Below are 16,367 nucleotides of genomic sequence, written 5' to 3'. Positions count from 1 at the left end.
CTAACAGCGGACGCTAACGTTATCATGGATTCATAGAGAGTTGAGAGAAATAGAATGCAGGTAAATAATGGTACAAGTGTACTTTGAATTATGGCATATGATACCGTATCGAGGTGGCAAAATGTTTGAGTAAATGCAAAATAATAATAAAATAGGGCTTATCAGCAACAATGGTTGTTCTATAGTTTTATGCAGTTTGTTATTAAGAAGCAAACAATGAGGGTGATGCATGCCATGGTAAAAGCTTCTTTAATATGAGCTGATGTAATAGATATACTATGATGGTTAAGTTGTCATCGATAAATGACACTTTTAGATACAAAAGGGCTGATAGCGATAACATTGTTCGCACTGACACTCACAATAGGGGTTCGCTAGAATGGCAAACAGCGTATTATTATAAAAAGAGTGTTAGAGCAGCATTTTAACAATAGTGATTTAACACTTAGTACTTTAACCATATTACTTTATAACAAACATCATATTAAGGATATCAAGATGGGAAAGCGTAGCACTTTATCGAAAGGTATTAGTACGGTTGGCTCTTTTACGCGTGGCAATTTAGAGCGTATGGGTGCCATGATTGATAGCGCGAATGCAAAAACTGGCAAACCGCGTCAATTTAAAGCGGTGAACTTAGGCGATGAAGATTACCAACAAGATTTGTTCCGTGAGCAAACGTTAAAAGCCACTCAGCAGCTATTGGGCACACGCTTTGCTGCTTATGGTAAATATGCCAAAAAAGTGGTGCCGAACAGCTTCTTTGAATCGACCGTTGATGGCGCTTTTGCTCAAATTGCTAAGCTTGCCGACAACTGGAGTCAAATTGATTTACCGAATCAGCATCGCTTTGCCAATATTGTGAGCTTAGACGACGAGCAGCGTTACGCGTTAGCGACCGATATCGCCAATCAAAACCGTGCATTAGCGACGCTTGGCGGTGTTACAGGTTTGGCAGGTTTGCCGGGCTTGCTTGCGGATACGTTATGGTTATTGTTGGTTTCTCTACGCACGGTTTATCAATTGGGCGCTGTTTATAATAAGCCGTTAACTGGTAAGCAAGGCGTCAAAATGGCATATGAGTTACTTGCCAATGCAGATCTCAGCAAAATGCAAGAGAAGCAAGCATTGCTGGCAGGTATTGGTATTGGTAAAGGTTTACTGGATAGTGCCCAAAGCAGTGGTTTGCACAATGAGCTCAAAAACTTAGGCTTGCAGAATAAAAAAGTTAATTTTTACGCAGAGCAAGTGGACAGTATTGCCAGTCAGGTCGGTGTTGATTTGGATCAAATTAACTTAACATGGATACGCCGATTCCTACCAGCCACTGCCGTTATCGTTGGTATGCGCTATAACAGTCAGCTGATTGATGAGGTCATTGGCGTTGCTCAAGCAACTTTTGCGCCAGAAGCTAAGCTTGCCAATCGCGCTATTACGGATGACAGTAGTAGCGAAGTAAAGGTTAGTAAGGCAACGGGCAGCACTGAGCAGAAAGAAGACAAAGCTCAAGATGCCGCATCACTAGAGAAGGAATCTAAAGAAAAAGAATCAAAAGATGCAGCATCAAAAAACATAAAGTCAGACGCCAATGCTGCAAAAGAGGATGCAAAAGATACTCAGAAAAAAGCTGACGATAAAGAAAACGATGTTGATGCTATAGCTGACGAAAAGAAGACTAGTGAAAAGAAAGTCGACAGCACTAAGAATGATAAGCAGAATAGTGCAGATAAATCTTCTGACAGCAAAACAAAAAAAGCAGCTGCTAAGTCGAGTAAATAATAAGCTATTAAGGTTTATTGATTATTTCGTTTTAGAATATTGAAGATCTACGTAATTGCTATTTATCTTTAATGTTGGCGATATCGGCTTACTTCTATTGAAAATTAAACCGATATCGCCATATAGCTCAGGTAAATGACTGTTTTTTATCTCTAAATATCTTATCTAAATGATGTAAGCATCTACTTTTGATACCGTATTTAGTTAGCTGTTTTTTCGGTTATGCCGTTAAAAACAGATAAAGTGGTATAGTAGTAGACTGAATACATATCTATCCGCTGCTGTAAAGTCCAACTGCTCATAAGTGGTTGAAATAGCAGCAACAAGTCTTTATAATACACTGTCCTAAAAATGGGTGTGCCAAAATCTGTCGTTAAAGTCAGATGGATGGTGCGTTTCCCTATTTTTTTGTTTTTTACCAAACGGGAGAAGGATGCCTCATGGCAACAACTAACCAATTGATTCGTAAAGGTCGCAAAACCATCAAGGAAAAGTCAAAAGTTCCTGCGTTGGAAGCGTGCCCACAACGCCGTGGTGTATGTACTCGCGTATATACTACTACCCCTAAAAAACCTAACTCAGCCATGCGTAAAGTATGTCGTGTACGTTTGACTTCAGGTTATGAAGTATCAAGCTACATCGGCGGCGAAGGTCATAACCTACAAGAGCACAGTGTTGTTCTTATCCGTGGTGGTCGTGTAAAAGATCTACCAGGTGTACGTTATCACACCGTTCGTGGTGCACTAGATTGCGCAGGCGTTAAAGACCGTAAGCAAGGTCGTTCTAAATATGGTGCTAAGAAACCTAAGGTTTAATAACCAAACGTTATTAACTGAGTTTCTTTGTATCAAACATTAACTGTGCATGGGTCTAATGTGAATAATTTTTGACCAAATGAGTCATTAACCCTTATCACATAGCGCCATGCAGTAAGGCTGACTGACAACTCGATATAACGCCATCCAATATTAATTGGTGCGAGATTGTGAATGTCAGACACTCCTGAAGAAAAGGATATTTATTATGCCAAGACGTCGCGTCGTTGCTACCCGTGAGATCCTACCGGATCCTAAGTTTGGTAGCCAAACTGTTGCAAAATTCATCAACCATGTCATGAGCCATGGTAAAAAGTCTACTGCTGAGCGTATCGTTTATGGTGCACTTGAGACAGTTGCACAAAAACGTAACATCGAAGATCCAGTATCTTTCTTTGAAGACGTATTAGAAAACGTTCGCCCGATGGTTGAAGTAAAAGCTCGCCGTGTTGGTGGTGCCACTTACCAAGTACCAATGGAAGTACGTCCCTCCCGTCGTACCGCCTTGGCTATGCGTTGGTTAGCTGAAGCTGCTGCAAAGCGTTCTGAGAAATCAATGTCTTTACGTTTAGCAGGCGAATTGAATGATGCTGCTGATGGTAAAGGTAATGCTATGAAGAAGCGTGACGAAGTTCACCGCATGGCAGATGCGAACAAAGCATTCTCTCATTACCGTTTCTAAGCTACTCTTAATTAAGCTGTTCTTTTAAATATAGCTTTTTAAAAGTAGTTTTGGATGACTGGTGTATATCAGTCATCCAAATACAGTTTATTTATTCTATTGATTGTCGCCATTGTTAGTAAATGATTTGAACATAGTTATCGTAAGATAATAAATAGATTGATCATTTAGATGGCGGACATCTGTCAAGATGCTGTTCTGAAAAGGGATGCTATTCTGTAAAGAAAGTCTCCTGAGTTTGATGCCGCACTATTCTTAGTAGTTACTCTTTTTTGCCCGTATTAGGTTCAATGATTAGTAATATTGCAGGGCTGAATGGCTTTGTCATAGAGTAGAGGTAGAGACACAACACATTAATATATACACGAATTTCCCTAGGAAAACACTATGGCTCGTAAAACTCCCCTAAAGCGCTATCGCAATATTGGTATCTCTGCGCACATTGATGCTGGTAAAACGACCACTACTGAACGTGTTTTGTTCTATACCGGTGTTAGCCACAAGCTTGGCGAAGTACATGATGGCGCAGCCACTATGGACTGGATGGAGCAAGAACAAGAGCGTGGTATTACTATCACCTCAGCGGCGACAACTTGTTTTTGGTCAGGTATGGCAAAACAGTTTGACGAACACCGTATCAATATCATTGACACCCCAGGTCACGTTGACTTCACGATTGAAGTTGAACGTTCTATGCGTGTACTTGATGGCGCTTGCATGGTTTACTGTGCAGTAGGCGGCGTTCAGCCACAGTCTGAAACCGTATGGCGTCAGGCAAACAAATATAAAGTGCCACGTCTTGCATTCATTAACAAAATGGATCGCGTTGGTGCTGATTTTTACCGCGTAGTAGAACAGATCAAAACTCGTCTGGGCGGCAAGCCAGTACCATTGGTTATCCCAATTGGTAAAGAAGATGATTTTGAAGGCGTTGTTGATCTAGTAACGATGAAAGCATTGTATTGGGATGAAGCGTCTCAAGGCATGGAATTTGAAGAGCGCGAAATCCCAGCAGAACTACAAGAAAAAGCGGAAGAATATCGTGAGTATCTAGTAGAAAGCGCTGCTGAAGCGACTGAAGAATTGATGAATGAGTATCTTGAGAACGGTGAATTAACTGTTGATCAAATTAACTCTGCTATTCGCCAGTTGACTATTGATAACGAAATCATTCCACTTCTTTGTGGTACTGCCTTTAAAAACAAAGGTGTACAGAAGATGTTGGACGCTGTTATTCAGTATCTTCCTGCACCAATGGATGTACCTGCTATTAAAGGTATCCTTGATGACAAAGATGAAACTGAAGGTACTCGTGAAGCATCAGACGAAGCACCATTCTCAGCTTTAGCATTCAAAATCATGAATGACAAGTTCGTTGGTAACTTAACCTTCGTTCGTGTTTATTCAGGTGTTCTAAAGCAAGGTAGCAGCGTTTACAACCCAGTTAAAATGAAACGTGAGCGCGTTGGCCGTATCGTACAGATGATGGCAAACTCTCAAGAAGAGTTGCAAGAAATCCGTACTGGTGATATCGCAGCCTTGGTTGGCATGAAAGATGTAACCACTGGTGATACGTTGTGTGATGAGCAAAATGTTATTACGCTTGAGCGTATGGAATTCCCAGATCCAGTTATCAGTCTAGCGGTTGAACCTAAAACCAAAGCTGACCAAGAAAAAATGTCAATCGCTTTAGGTCGTTTGGCGAAAGAAGATCCATCGTTCCGTGTACATACTGACGAAGAATCTGGTCAGACTATCATCAGTGGTATGGGTGAGCTGCATCTTGAGATTCTTGTTGACCGTATGAAGCGTGAGTTTGGTGTTGAAGCTAACATCGGCGCACCTCAGGTTGCTTATCGCGAAACGATTCGTAACACGGTTGAGCAAGAAGGCAAATTCGTACGTCAGACTGGTGGTCGTGGTAAATTCGGTCACGTTTGGTTACGTCTTGAGCCTATGGATCCAGCTGGCGATGTTCTTTATGAATTTAAAGAAGAAGTTGTTGGTGGTACGGTACCAAAAGAATTCCACGGTGCGGTTGATAAAGGTATTCAAGAGCGCATGAAAAACGGCGTACTTGCAGGTTACCCAATCGTTGGCGTAAAAGCGACCTTGTATGATGGTTCTTACCATGATGTTGACTCGGATGAGTTATCATTTAAAATGGCTGGTTCTATCGCATTCCGTAAAGGCTTCATGGCTGCAAACCCAACGCTACTTGAGCCAGTGATGAAAGTAGAAGTTGAAACACCTGAAGACTATATGGGCGATATCATGGGCGATCTTAACCGTCGTCGTGGTATGGTTCAAGGTATGGAAGACTTACCTGGCGGCACTAAGCAGATTCGTGCTGAAGTACCATTAGCGGAAATGTTTGGCTATGCCACACAAATGCGTTCAATGTCACAGGGCCGTGCAACTTACTCTATGGAATTCCAAAAGTACGCTGAAATTCCAAAATCAGTTGCAGAAGCTATCATCTCTAAATTCAACAATAAAGATGATGACGAATAAGCAAAAATCTATCGATAATGGCAATATAGGACATATCTCTATATTGTCAGTAGATAATCGAGCAATAATTGGTTAAAAGACTTGTTATTGCTCGTGATTTTCTTATAATATCTGCACATTAGTATGTGCACCCTTTTAACAGTTATCTTAATGTGGTCAGTATTCACTTAATTACTTTATATAAATTAAGCAGTTGACCCTAAAAAAAGAGGAAATACCCATGGCAAAGGCCAAGTTTGAACGTCTAAAACCACATGTTAACGTCGGTACCATCGGACACGTTGACCACGGTAAAACCACCCTTACCGCTGCAATCGCAACCGTAGCTGCAATCACCTCTGGTGGCGAAGCCAAAGACTACGCGTCTATTGACTCAGCACCAGAAGAAAAAGCACGTGGCATCACCATCAACACCTCACACGTAGAATATGACACCCCATCACGTCATTACGCTCACGTTGATTGCCCAGGTCACGCCGATTATGTTAAAAACATGATCACCGGTGCCGCTCAGATGGACGGCGCAATCCTAGTTGTATCTGCAACTGACGGCCCTATGCCACAAACCCGTGAGCACATCCTGCTTTCACGTCAGGTTGGCGTACCGTACATCGTCGTATTCATGAACAAGTGCGACGTTGTTGATGACGAAGAATTGCTTGAACTCGTAGAAATGGAAGTTCGTGAATTATTAAGCGACTATGACTTCCCAGGTGATGACACCCCAATCATCCACGGTTCTGCAACTGAAGCCCTAAAAGGCTCACAAGAAAAATATGGTCAACCAGCCGTTGTAGAACTATTAAACGTTCTTGACACCTACATCCCAGAGCCAGAGCGTGACATCGACAAAGCATTCCTAATGCCAATCGAAGACGTATTCTCAATCTCAGGTCGTGGTACTGTTGTAACTGGCCGTGTTGAATCTGGTATCGTACGCGTTGGCGACGAAATCGAAATCGTCGGTATCCGTGACACTCAAAAAACCACCTGTACTGGTGTAGAGATGTTCCGTAAACTGCTTGACGAAGGTCGTGCAGGCGAAAACTGTGGCGTACTACTCCGTGGTACTAAGCGTGAAGACGTACAACGTGGCCAAGTACTAGCTAAGCCAGGTTCAATCACTCCTCATACTAAGTTTGACGCTGAAGTGTATGTATTGTCAAAAGAAGAGGGTGGTCGTCACACACCATTCCTAAACGGCTATCGTCCACAGTTCTACTTCCGTACCACTGACGTAACTGGCGCAATCCAATTACAAGACGGTACTGAAATGGTTATGCCTGGTGATAACGTTGAGATGGGCGTAGAGCTTATCCACCCAATCGCTATGGACAAAGGTCTTCGCTTTGCTATTCGTGAAGGCGGCCGTACGGTAGGCGCTGGTGTTGTTGCTAACGTATTGAACTAATACTTAACGCTGTCAGAGTAATCTGATTGTCGTTAATAATTAGTCAAAAGCCATCCTCGAAAGAGGGTGGCTTTTTTTTGGTATGGTTTGCTAAATCGCAGAAGTGCTAATCAATTTAGTATTTATTAAAATAAGGTCTGTATGTTTAAAAATTTAAAGCAATAAATCTATCTCAGATTTTGACTTCTATTTTTGATTTTAAACAGAATTTTCTGACTTTTCTTCATTAAAGCAATGATTCATTGTATTAAGCAAATAAAATATCGTCTTAAAACTTGCATTCTTAGTAAAACCTTGTATAATTATCAGCCTTAACACCCCTAGGCGATTGGCTCAATTGGTAGAGCATCGGTCTCCAAAACCGAGGGTTGTAGGTTCGAGTCCTACATCGCCTGCCATCTTCTTATCACATCTTTGTCATACCCCACCATCTCCGAAGTGAGTTCTTTATGAGCAAGAATCAAGATAACCTCGAGACTAAGTTATCTGATGCCAAGGCAGTTACTGGTGGAATGCTGTCCAAAGATAAGCATATTTCAGCAGGTAATCAAACGACTGCTGTTGAGATTGCTAAGACGGGTTCAGTAAAAGATGTGATTTTGTGGCTACTAGCCGCAGTTGTTTTAATTGGTGCAACGTTAGTTAATCAATATCTGCCCGGCTATTGGCAACCTGCCAATGACCTTTGGGTACGTATTGGTATTATCGTTGCGCTTTTTGTATTTGCGCTGTTATGTCTAGCAATGACGAATCAGGGCCGTGCATTTAAAACTTTATTGAAAGACGCTGCTGTAGAACTACGCCGCGTTACTTGGCCTGGCAAAGACGAAACTTTCCAATATACATGGCAAACGATTGTCATGATTGCGGTTGTTGGTTTATTAGTTTGGCTATTAGATAACTTTTTTAATTGGTTCGTTGGCATATTTATTGGTTAATGGCGCGTATTAGCGACTGTTTAGCTAAGATTTATGGATAACGACTTACTTATAATGATCAGGAGCGTGATATGCGTTGGTATATTGTCCAAGCATTTTCAGGATATGAAAAGCAAGTACAGCGTTCATTAACTGATCGTATTAATCGTAGTGAATTCGCTGAGTTTTTCGGCGATGTATTGGTACCTACTGAAGAAGTCGTCGAAATGAAAGACGGCAAAAAACGTAAAAGTGAGCGTAAGTTCTTTCCGGGTTATGTATTGATCCAGATGGATATGAACGACAATACTTGGCACATCGTTAAAGATTGCCCACGTATTATGGGCTTCGTTGGCGGTACGCCAGAGACGCCTGCGCCGATTACGGAAGTAGAAGCTGATCGTATTCTAAACCGTTTGAATCAGACTGAAACTGACCCACGTCCTAAGACTCTATTTGAGCCGGGCGAAGAGTTGTTGGTTATCGATGGTCCATTCACTGACTTTAAAGGGTTGGTTGAAAAAGTGGATTACGAAAAGTCTAAATTACATTTAACTGTAAACGTATTTAATCGACCGACTCAGGTTGAGCTTGAGTTTAGTAAAGTTGAGAAGCTAGATTAAATCAGCAAAAGAGTTCATCAACCGGGGAGCTGTTAGTCAATAAGGTTTATACCACATTGATTTGGCGCTATTACCCATTTAGGAGAGTATCATGGCTAAGAAGATTGATGGTTACATCAAACTGCAAGTGCCTGCAGGCAAAGCAAATCCTTCACCACCGATTGGTCCAGCATTGGGTCAAAAAGGCGTGAACATTATGGCGTTCTGTAAAGAATTTAACGCTGCGACCTCAAACCAAGAGCCGGGTTTACCGATTCCTACTGAGATCACTGTATATAGCGATAAGTCTTTTACCTTCATCATGAAGTCACCACCAGCTGCTTACCTTTTGCGTAAGGCTGCTGGTATTGCTAAAGGTTCTGGTACACCTAACACCGCTAAAGTCGGTAAAGTTGACCGTGCTCAGTTAGAAGACATCGTTAAGACTAAAGATGCAGATTTAACTGCTGCTGATCTTGACGCTGCTGTTCGTACCATCGCTGGTACTGCACGTTCAATGGGCATTACCGTGGAGGGTGTGTAAATGAGTAAACTTACTAAGCGTCAAAAAGAAATCAATAGCCGTATTGAGCACGAAAAACAATACACGATCGAAGAAGCGGTTCAAATCCTAAACGATTTACCAGCTCTTAAATTCAAAGAGTCTATTGATATCGCTGTAAACTTGGGCGTTGACCCACGTAAATCTGATCAAGTCGTACGTGGCGCAACCAATCTACCTGCGGGTACTGGTAAAACCAAACGCGTTGCTGTATTTGCTCAAGGTGCTGCTGCTGAAGCCGCCAAAGAAGCTGGTGCTGACATCGTTGGTTTTGAAGACCTAGCAGAATCAATCAAAGCCGGTAACATGGACTTTGACGTGGTTATCGCTGCTCCTGATGCAATGCGTGTTGTTGGTCAGTTAGGTACTATCTTAGGCCCACGTGGTCTAATGCCTAACCCTAAAGTCGGTACGGTTACGCCTAACGTTGCTGAAGCCGTTCTTAACGCTAAAGCGGGTCAAGCACAGTATCGTGTAGACAAAGCAGGTATTATTCACACGACTATCGGTCAAGTTGGTTTTACTGCTGAGCAAGTAATCCAGAATGCTGAAGCACTTATTTCAGATTTGAGACGTGCTAAGCCTGCTACTTCTAAAGGTACTTTCATTAAGAAAATCACCTTGTCTAGCACCATGGGTCCTGGTCTAAGTATCGATCCAGTGCCATACCGCACAGCGAAATAATTAAGTATGATCTGTTATTCAACGATTTTGAATAATGGGAAAAAATATTTTAAAGAATTAGGTCAGCGTAGCAAACGCTATGCTGTCTAAGACCGTAGGTAGACAGCGGTTTGGTAAAATGGATTATGACTCTTGTAGATCAAAATTCATTACATTGAGCTGCTGTTGTTAATCGATGACAGATGAAAATCTTAATTGTCCTACGCAGACGGTGGCCCACCCAGTTGTTGATAAGAGCCGATAGGGCAACCTATCACTTGATGTCATTCTGATAACGGTGCCGTAATCAGTCGTTATGAGTACATTTGTTTTTAATAAATATACTCGTAACGTGTCGTATCAAGTCAATCTTAGTTTGTAATTTAGATTACAGGATGATTGATTAGATTAAAGGAGTCAACTTATGGCATTAACGCTAGAGCAAAAACAACAAGTTGTGGCTGAAGTGTCTGAAGTTGCTGCTAATGCTTACTCAGCAGTAGCTGCCGAATATCATGGTATTGGTGTTGCAAAGCTTACTAAGCTACGCGAACAAGCCCGTGAAAAAGGCGTCGTTTTAAAAGTGGTAAAAAATACCCTAGCAAAACGTGCGTTTGAAGGCACTAAATTTGAGAGCATGTCAGACCGTATGACTGGTCCATTACTTTTGGCTTTCTCTATGGAAGATTTGGGATCTGCCGCTCGAGTCATTTTTGACTTCAGCAAAGATCACAAAGCTTTAGAGACCAAATTGGTATCAGTTGGTGGTGTTGTTTATGGTCCAGAAGAGCTAGAGCGCGTATCGAAGCTACCAACTCGCGACGAAGCAATCTCTATCTTGATGGCTACTATGAATGCACCAGTGACCAAGCTTGTCCAGACTATGAACGCAGTTCCTGGCAAGTTCGTTCGCACTGTTGCAGCAATCAAAGACGCAAAAGAAGCTGCTTAATTGCTTGTTTTAACGTAACTTTGACATCGCCGATTGCACTTTATTGCCAACACTATTTGAAAATTTGGCAAGCAATCCAAGCGATTTTAAAATCAATTAATTTTTATCAGATAACGGAGAGTTCTCATGGCACTATCTAAAGATGACGTGTTAAACGCAATCGCTGAAATGTCAGTAATGGATATCGTTGAATTAATCAGCGCTATGGAAGAAAAATTCGGCGTAACAGCTGCTGTTGCTGCTGCACCTGCTGCTGCTGGTCCTGCTGCTGCTGCTGCTGAAGAAAAAGACGAGTTTGACGTAGTTCTTGCCAGCTTTGGCGAGAAGAAAGTTGGCGTAATTAAAGCCGTACGTGAAGCTACTGGTCTTGGCCTGAAAGAAGCGAAAGATTTGGTTGAAAGCGCTCCAGCTCCAATCAAAGAAGGCGTTAACAAAGCTGAAGCTGAAGAGTTGAAAAAGAAACTTGAAGAAGCTGGTGCAACTGTTGAACTAAAATAGTTTAACAGCAGTACGAAAAAAAGCTGGTAATGCCTTGCATTATCAGCTTTTTTTTACTATAATTCTTAGCTTGACCTTTTGTGTCTGCCAACAGTCGTAAGCAACAACACGGTGGATACCCATCAAAAGGACAGACGATATACATGCAAGCACACTTAGTAGTTATTGAAATCAGATAATGTGGCTAAACGTCAATAGATGTTTGGCATTTTTTTGTGTCTGCACGTTTTCTATTAACATTATCACTTATATTGACTCTGAATATTACTATTTATAAGCATTATAATTGTCCTATTTATTACTAATCAAAAACTATTGAATAAGCTTTCTAGCGCGATTTTACTGTCAGTATATAGGCTCGTAGACAGTATATATCAGCGACGATATTGATTTTGGCAGTAACCAGTTTGGATGTTAAATCGTTTATACACAATGCTAGTCGCATTTATATTTAGATAAAGTAACTGTCACTTAAGCTTTAAAAGTGACATATTGCCAACACTTTAAGATTGAATTTTTCGCTCTGAGCAGTCATATAGGCTGACTTAAATGACGATAGCAAGATGGTATTTAGAGTGCAAAGCAAGCACTGATTGTTAAGATAGTAATTGATACAACGCCCTAAAAAGATTAACTGTGCTTTAAAAAGAACACCTGTTTTATATTATCGTTTACGTCGCTTAGTTTGCATAGTATTTATGCACGCCAGCCGCGATTTTAATTTGTTTCCACGTTTACTGTAAGGACTCTCGATGGCATATTCTTATACTGAAAAAAAGCGTATTCGCAAAAGTTTTGCTGAATTGCCTACTGTGATGGACATTCCCTATTTGTTGTCTATCCAAGTAGATTCTTATGAGCAATTTTTGCAAGAGCATAAAAAGCCAAAAGCTCGTGAGAATACTGGCTTGCAAGCTGCATACTCTTCTATTTTCCCAATTGAGAGTCACTCTGGTAACGCAGAGCTACAATTCGTTGAATACTATTTAGGTACGCCTGAATTTGATGAGCGTGAGTGTATCTTACGTGGTTCGACATTTGCTGCGCCTATGCGTGTCAAAATTCGCTTAATCATCAAAGACAAAGACAGCAAAGATAAAGACAGCAAAGCGGCTATTAAAGATATCCGTGAGCAAAGCGTCTATATGGGCGAGATGCCATTAATGACCGCTAACGGTACCTTTATTATTAACGGTACTGAGCGTGTAATTGTATCTCAATTACATCGTTCACCTGGTGTGTTCTTTGACCATGATAAAGGTAAGTCGCACTCAAGTGGTAAGGTGCTTTATAACGCGCGTATCATTCCTTACCGTGGTTCATGGTTAGATTTTGAGTTCGATGCTAAAGACTTGGTTTTTGCTCGTATTGACCGTCGTCGTAAGTTATTGGCGTCTATTATTTTACGCGCTTTAGGCTTAAGCACTTCTGAGATCTTAGATTTATTCTTTGATAAAGTAAGAGTTTATAAAGGCGAAGAGCAGTTCGAGATTGATCTGGTTGCTGATCGCTTACGTGGAGAGATGGCACAGTTCGATATCGTTACTCCTGCAGGCGAAGTGGTTGTTGAGCAGGGCAAACGTATTAATGCTCGCCGTATCCGTCAGCTTGAAGAAGCAGGTATGACGAAAATCTCGATTCCTGATGAATACTTATATGAGCGTATTTTAGCTGAAGACATCATCGTTAATGATGAAGTTATTGCTCGTGCTAACACGCTGATTGACCATGAATTATTGGTTAAATTAAGTGCGTTTGAAGCCAGTGAATCTATTAAAGAGTTCAGCATTCTGTTCACTAACGATATCGACCAAGGTAGTTATATTGCCGATACGCTACGTGCTGATAGCACGTCAAGCCGTGAAGAAGCTTTGATTGAAATTTATAAAGTCATGCGCCCAGGTGAGCCACCAACGGTTGAGACTGCTGAGAAGCTTTTTGATAGCATGTTCTTTAACGCGGATCGTTATGACTTATCGAATGTCGGTCGTATGAAGTTTAACCGTCGTTTAGGTCTTGATTTTGTAGATACCGATGACGCTGATATTCAGCGTGAACGTAGCGTATTGACCAATGCCGATATCGTTAACGTTCTAAAAGAGCTTATCGAGATTCGTAATGGTCGCGGTGAAGTCGATGATATTGACCATTTAGGTAACCGCCGCATTCGTTCAGTAGGCGAGATGGCAGAAAACCAATTCCGTGTTGGTCTAGTACGTGTTGAACGTGCCGTCAAAGAGCGTTTAAGCTCAGCAGAATCTGATAACTTATCGCCACAAGATTTGATTAACTCAAAACCTGTTGCTGCGGCGGTTAAAGAATTCTTTGGCTCGAGCCAGTTGTCTCAGTTTATGGATCAGAATAATCCATTGTCTGAAGTCACGCATAAACGCCGTGTGTCTGCATTAGGACCCGGTGGTCTGACCCGTGAGCGTGCAGGCTTTGAAGTACGTGACGTACATGATACCCATTATGGCCGCGTATGTCCGATTGAGACTCCTGAAGGTCCAAACATTGGTTTGATTAACTCATTAGCAACTTTTGCTAAAACCAACAGCTTTGGCTTTTTGGAAACACCTTATCGCCGTGTAGTAGATGGTAAAGTAACGGACGTTATTGAGTATCTATCAGCGATTGAAGAAGTAGGTACGGTCATTGCACAGGCTGATTCACCAGTAACTGCCGATGGCGCGTTATCTGATGAAATGGTTAGTGTACGTAGCTATGGTGAGTTTGTCCGTATGCCGCCAGAAAAAGTGACGCATATGGATGTGTCGCCAAGTCAGGTTGTATCTGTAGCCGCTGGTCTGATTCCATTCCTAGAGCATGATGATGCTAACCGTGCCTTGATGGGCTCAAATATGCAGCGTCAGGCCGTTCCTACGCTACGTGCTGATAAGCCATTAGTAGGTACCGGTATGGAGCGTCACGTTGCTCGTGACTCTGGTGTTTGTGTTATTGCTAAGCGCGGCGGTGTGATCGAAGACGTTGATGCCTCACGTGTTGTGGTTCGTGTAAATGAAGATGAGATGATTGCTGGTGAAGCCGGTATTGATATCTATAACCTCGTTAAATATACGCGTTCTAACCAAAACACTTGTATCAACCAACGTATTATCGTTAACCAAGGCGATGCTATTGCTGTAGGTGATATCTTGGCCGATGGTCCGTCGACGGATCTTGGTGAGTTGGCATTGGGTCAGAACATCCGCATCGCATTTATGCCGTGGAATGGTTACAACTTTGAAGATTCAATCTTGCTGTCTGAAAAAGTAGTTAAAGAAGATCGTTTCACTACTATTCATATCCAAGAATTGACTTGTGTGGCACGTGATACGAAGCTTGGAACCGAAGAGATTACTGCGGATATTCCAAACGTTGGCGAAGCAGCTCTATCAAGTCTCGATGAAGCTGGTATCGTTTATATCGGTGCTGAAGTTGATGCTGGTGATATCTTAGTTGGTAAAGTGACGCCAAAAGGTGAAACACAACTAACGCCAGAAGAGAAACTACTCCGGGCTATCTTTGGTGAAAAAGCGGCTGATGTTAAAGATACGTCGCTACGTGTACCAACATCAAGCAAAGGCACGGTTATTGACGTTCAAGTCTTTACCCGTGACGGCGTTGAAAAAGATGCACGTGCAAGAGCGATTGAAAAATCACAGCTTGATAGCTATCGTAAAGATTTAAAAGAAGAGTTACGTATCTTTGAAGAAGCGGCTCGTGGTCGTATTGGTAATCTATTAGATGGTCAAAAAGTCAGTGGTGGTTCAGGTCTAAAAGCCGGTACAGTGATGGCATTGGCTGATATGAAAGATATGAGCCTTGAGACCTTGCTTGATATTCAGCCTGTTGAAGAAGAAATCTCTGAGCGTCTAACGCAAATCGCTGAGTACTTAGTTGATAAGCAAAAAGACATCGATGTGAAGTTTGCTGAGAAAAAACGCAAATTAACCGCTGGTGATGACTTACAACATGGCGTACAAAAAATCGTTAAGGTATATCTAGCGGTTAAGCGTCGTATTCAGCCTGGTGATAAAATGGCTGGTCGTCATGGTAATAAAGGTGTGGTATCACGTATTATGCCAGTCGAAGATATGCCTTATGATGAAAATGGTAATACCGTTGACATCGTCTTGAACCCGCTTGGTGTACCATCTCGTATGAATATCGGTCAGGTTCTAGAAACGCATTTGGGTATGGCGGCAAAAGGCTTGGGCGAGAAGATCGATGGTATGCTCAAATCGCAAGCAGCGATCAAAGATTTACGTGACTTCTTAGACAAAATCTATAACCAAGTCGGCGGTGAGCAAGTTGATCTTGATAGCTTGAGTGATGACGACATCATGGCGCTAGCAGACAACTTGCGTGCTGGTGTACCAATGGGCACAGCAGTATTTGACGGCGCAAGAGAAAGCCAAGTTAAAGATCTGTTAGAGCTTGCTGGTATGGATCGCGATGGTCAACAGACGTTGTATGATGGTCGTACTGGTCAGAAATTTGACCGTAAAGTAACTGTTGGCTACATGTATATGCTTAAACTTAACCATTTAGTCGATGACAAAATGCATGCGCGTTCTACAGGTTCTTACTCACTAGTGACGCAGCAGCCATTGGGCGGTAAAGCTCAGTTTGGTGGTCAGCGCTTCGGTGAGATGGAAGTCTGGGCACTAGAAGCTTACGGCGCGACATATACGCTACAAGAGATGCTGACTGTGAAGTCGGATGACGTTGAAGGCCGTACGCGTATGTACAAAAACATCGTCGATGGTGAGCAATATATGGATCCAGGTATGCCTGAATCGTTTAACGTATTGACCAAAGAAATCAAATCACTGGGTATCAATATTGAGTTAAAACAAAGCAACTAAATCCGTTGTTTAACTTAGTTGTCAACTAAAGGCAGTATGCTCATTGCTGCTGCTTTTAGTAATTTGTCTCAACCCTATTCATTGCCTTCATTCATCGTGGC

At 41.9% G+C, this 16,367-nt stretch carries 12 protein-coding genes and 1 tRNA gene; all 13 read left to right on the top strand.

What is annotated here, in order from left to right; genetic code table 11:
- Positions 1 to 498: 498 nt before the first annotated feature.
- A complete protein-coding gene (locus JMX75_RS08220) occupies positions 499 to 1,779 on the top strand; it encodes an EcsC family protein (protein WP_201531955.1) in 1,281 nt (426 codons plus the stop codon).
- 440 nt (positions 1,780 to 2,219) lie between these two features.
- Positions 2,220 to 2,594 (top strand): 30S ribosomal protein S12, encoded by a 375-nt coding sequence (gene rpsL / locus JMX75_RS08215; protein ID WP_011281154.1) that lies wholly within the window; start codon positions 2,220 to 2,222, stop codon positions 2,592 to 2,594.
- Between the two features lie 208 nt (positions 2,595 to 2,802).
- Entirely contained in the window at positions 2,803 to 3,276 is a 474-nt protein-coding gene (rpsG, locus tag JMX75_RS08210) for a 30S ribosomal protein S7 (protein ID WP_201531954.1), read from the top strand.
- Positions 3,277 to 3,663: 387 nt separating this feature from the next.
- Entirely contained in the window at positions 3,664 to 5,790 is a 2,127-nt protein-coding gene (gene fusA, locus JMX75_RS08205) for an elongation factor G (RefSeq protein WP_201531953.1), read from the top strand.
- A gap of 220 nt (positions 5,791 to 6,010) precedes the next feature.
- A complete protein-coding gene (tuf, locus tag JMX75_RS08200; protein ID WP_011512793.1) occupies positions 6,011 to 7,201 on the top strand; it encodes an elongation factor Tu in 1,191 nt (396 codons plus the stop codon).
- Positions 7,202 to 7,523: 322 nt separating this feature from the next.
- Positions 7,524 to 7,599 (top strand) — tRNA-Trp (locus tag JMX75_RS08195).
- 51 nt (positions 7,600 to 7,650) lie between these two features.
- A complete protein-coding gene (gene secE, locus JMX75_RS08190; RefSeq protein ID WP_201531952.1) occupies positions 7,651 to 8,139 on the top strand; it encodes a preprotein translocase subunit SecE in 489 nt (162 codons plus the stop codon).
- Positions 8,140 to 8,210: 71 nt separating this feature from the next.
- Positions 8,211 to 8,741 (top strand): transcription termination/antitermination protein NusG, encoded by a 531-nt coding sequence (nusG, locus tag JMX75_RS08185; RefSeq protein ID WP_011514494.1) that lies wholly within the window; start codon positions 8,211 to 8,213, stop codon positions 8,739 to 8,741.
- A gap of 91 nt (positions 8,742 to 8,832) precedes the next feature.
- Positions 8,833 to 9,264, top strand: coding sequence for a 50S ribosomal protein L11 (rplK, locus tag JMX75_RS08180; protein WP_010201717.1), 432 nt, complete (start codon positions 8,833 to 8,835; stop codon positions 9,262 to 9,264).
- Positions 9,265 to 9,966 carry a 50S ribosomal protein L1 gene (gene rplA / locus JMX75_RS08175; protein ID WP_011514493.1) on the top strand — a complete coding sequence of 234 codons (702 nt, stop codon included), beginning with the start codon at positions 9,265 to 9,267 and terminating at the stop codon, positions 9,964 to 9,966.
- Positions 9,967 to 10,369: 403 nt separating this feature from the next.
- On the top strand, positions 10,370 to 10,897 hold the full coding sequence (gene rplJ / locus JMX75_RS08170; RefSeq protein ID WP_011514492.1) for a 50S ribosomal protein L10: 528 nt from the start codon (positions 10,370 to 10,372) through the stop codon (positions 10,895 to 10,897).
- Between the two features lie 126 nt (positions 10,898 to 11,023).
- Positions 11,024 to 11,395 carry a 50S ribosomal protein L7/L12 gene (rplL, locus tag JMX75_RS08165; protein ID WP_011514491.1) on the top strand — a complete coding sequence of 124 codons (372 nt, stop codon included), beginning with the start codon at positions 11,024 to 11,026 and terminating at the stop codon, positions 11,393 to 11,395.
- Between the two features lie 752 nt (positions 11,396 to 12,147).
- A complete protein-coding gene (rpoB, locus tag JMX75_RS08160; RefSeq protein ID WP_201531951.1) occupies positions 12,148 to 16,266 on the top strand; it encodes a DNA-directed RNA polymerase subunit beta in 4,119 nt (1,372 codons plus the stop codon).
- The last annotated feature ends 101 nt before the right edge of the window (positions 16,267 to 16,367 follow it).

Source organism: Psychrobacter sp. LFX-11D, from assembly GCF_904846475.1.
GTDB classification, from domain to species: domain Bacteria; phylum Pseudomonadota; class Gammaproteobacteria; order Pseudomonadales; family Moraxellaceae; genus Psychrobacter; species Psychrobacter cryohalolentis.
This window is presented reverse-complemented; position numbering and strand designations above follow the sequence as displayed.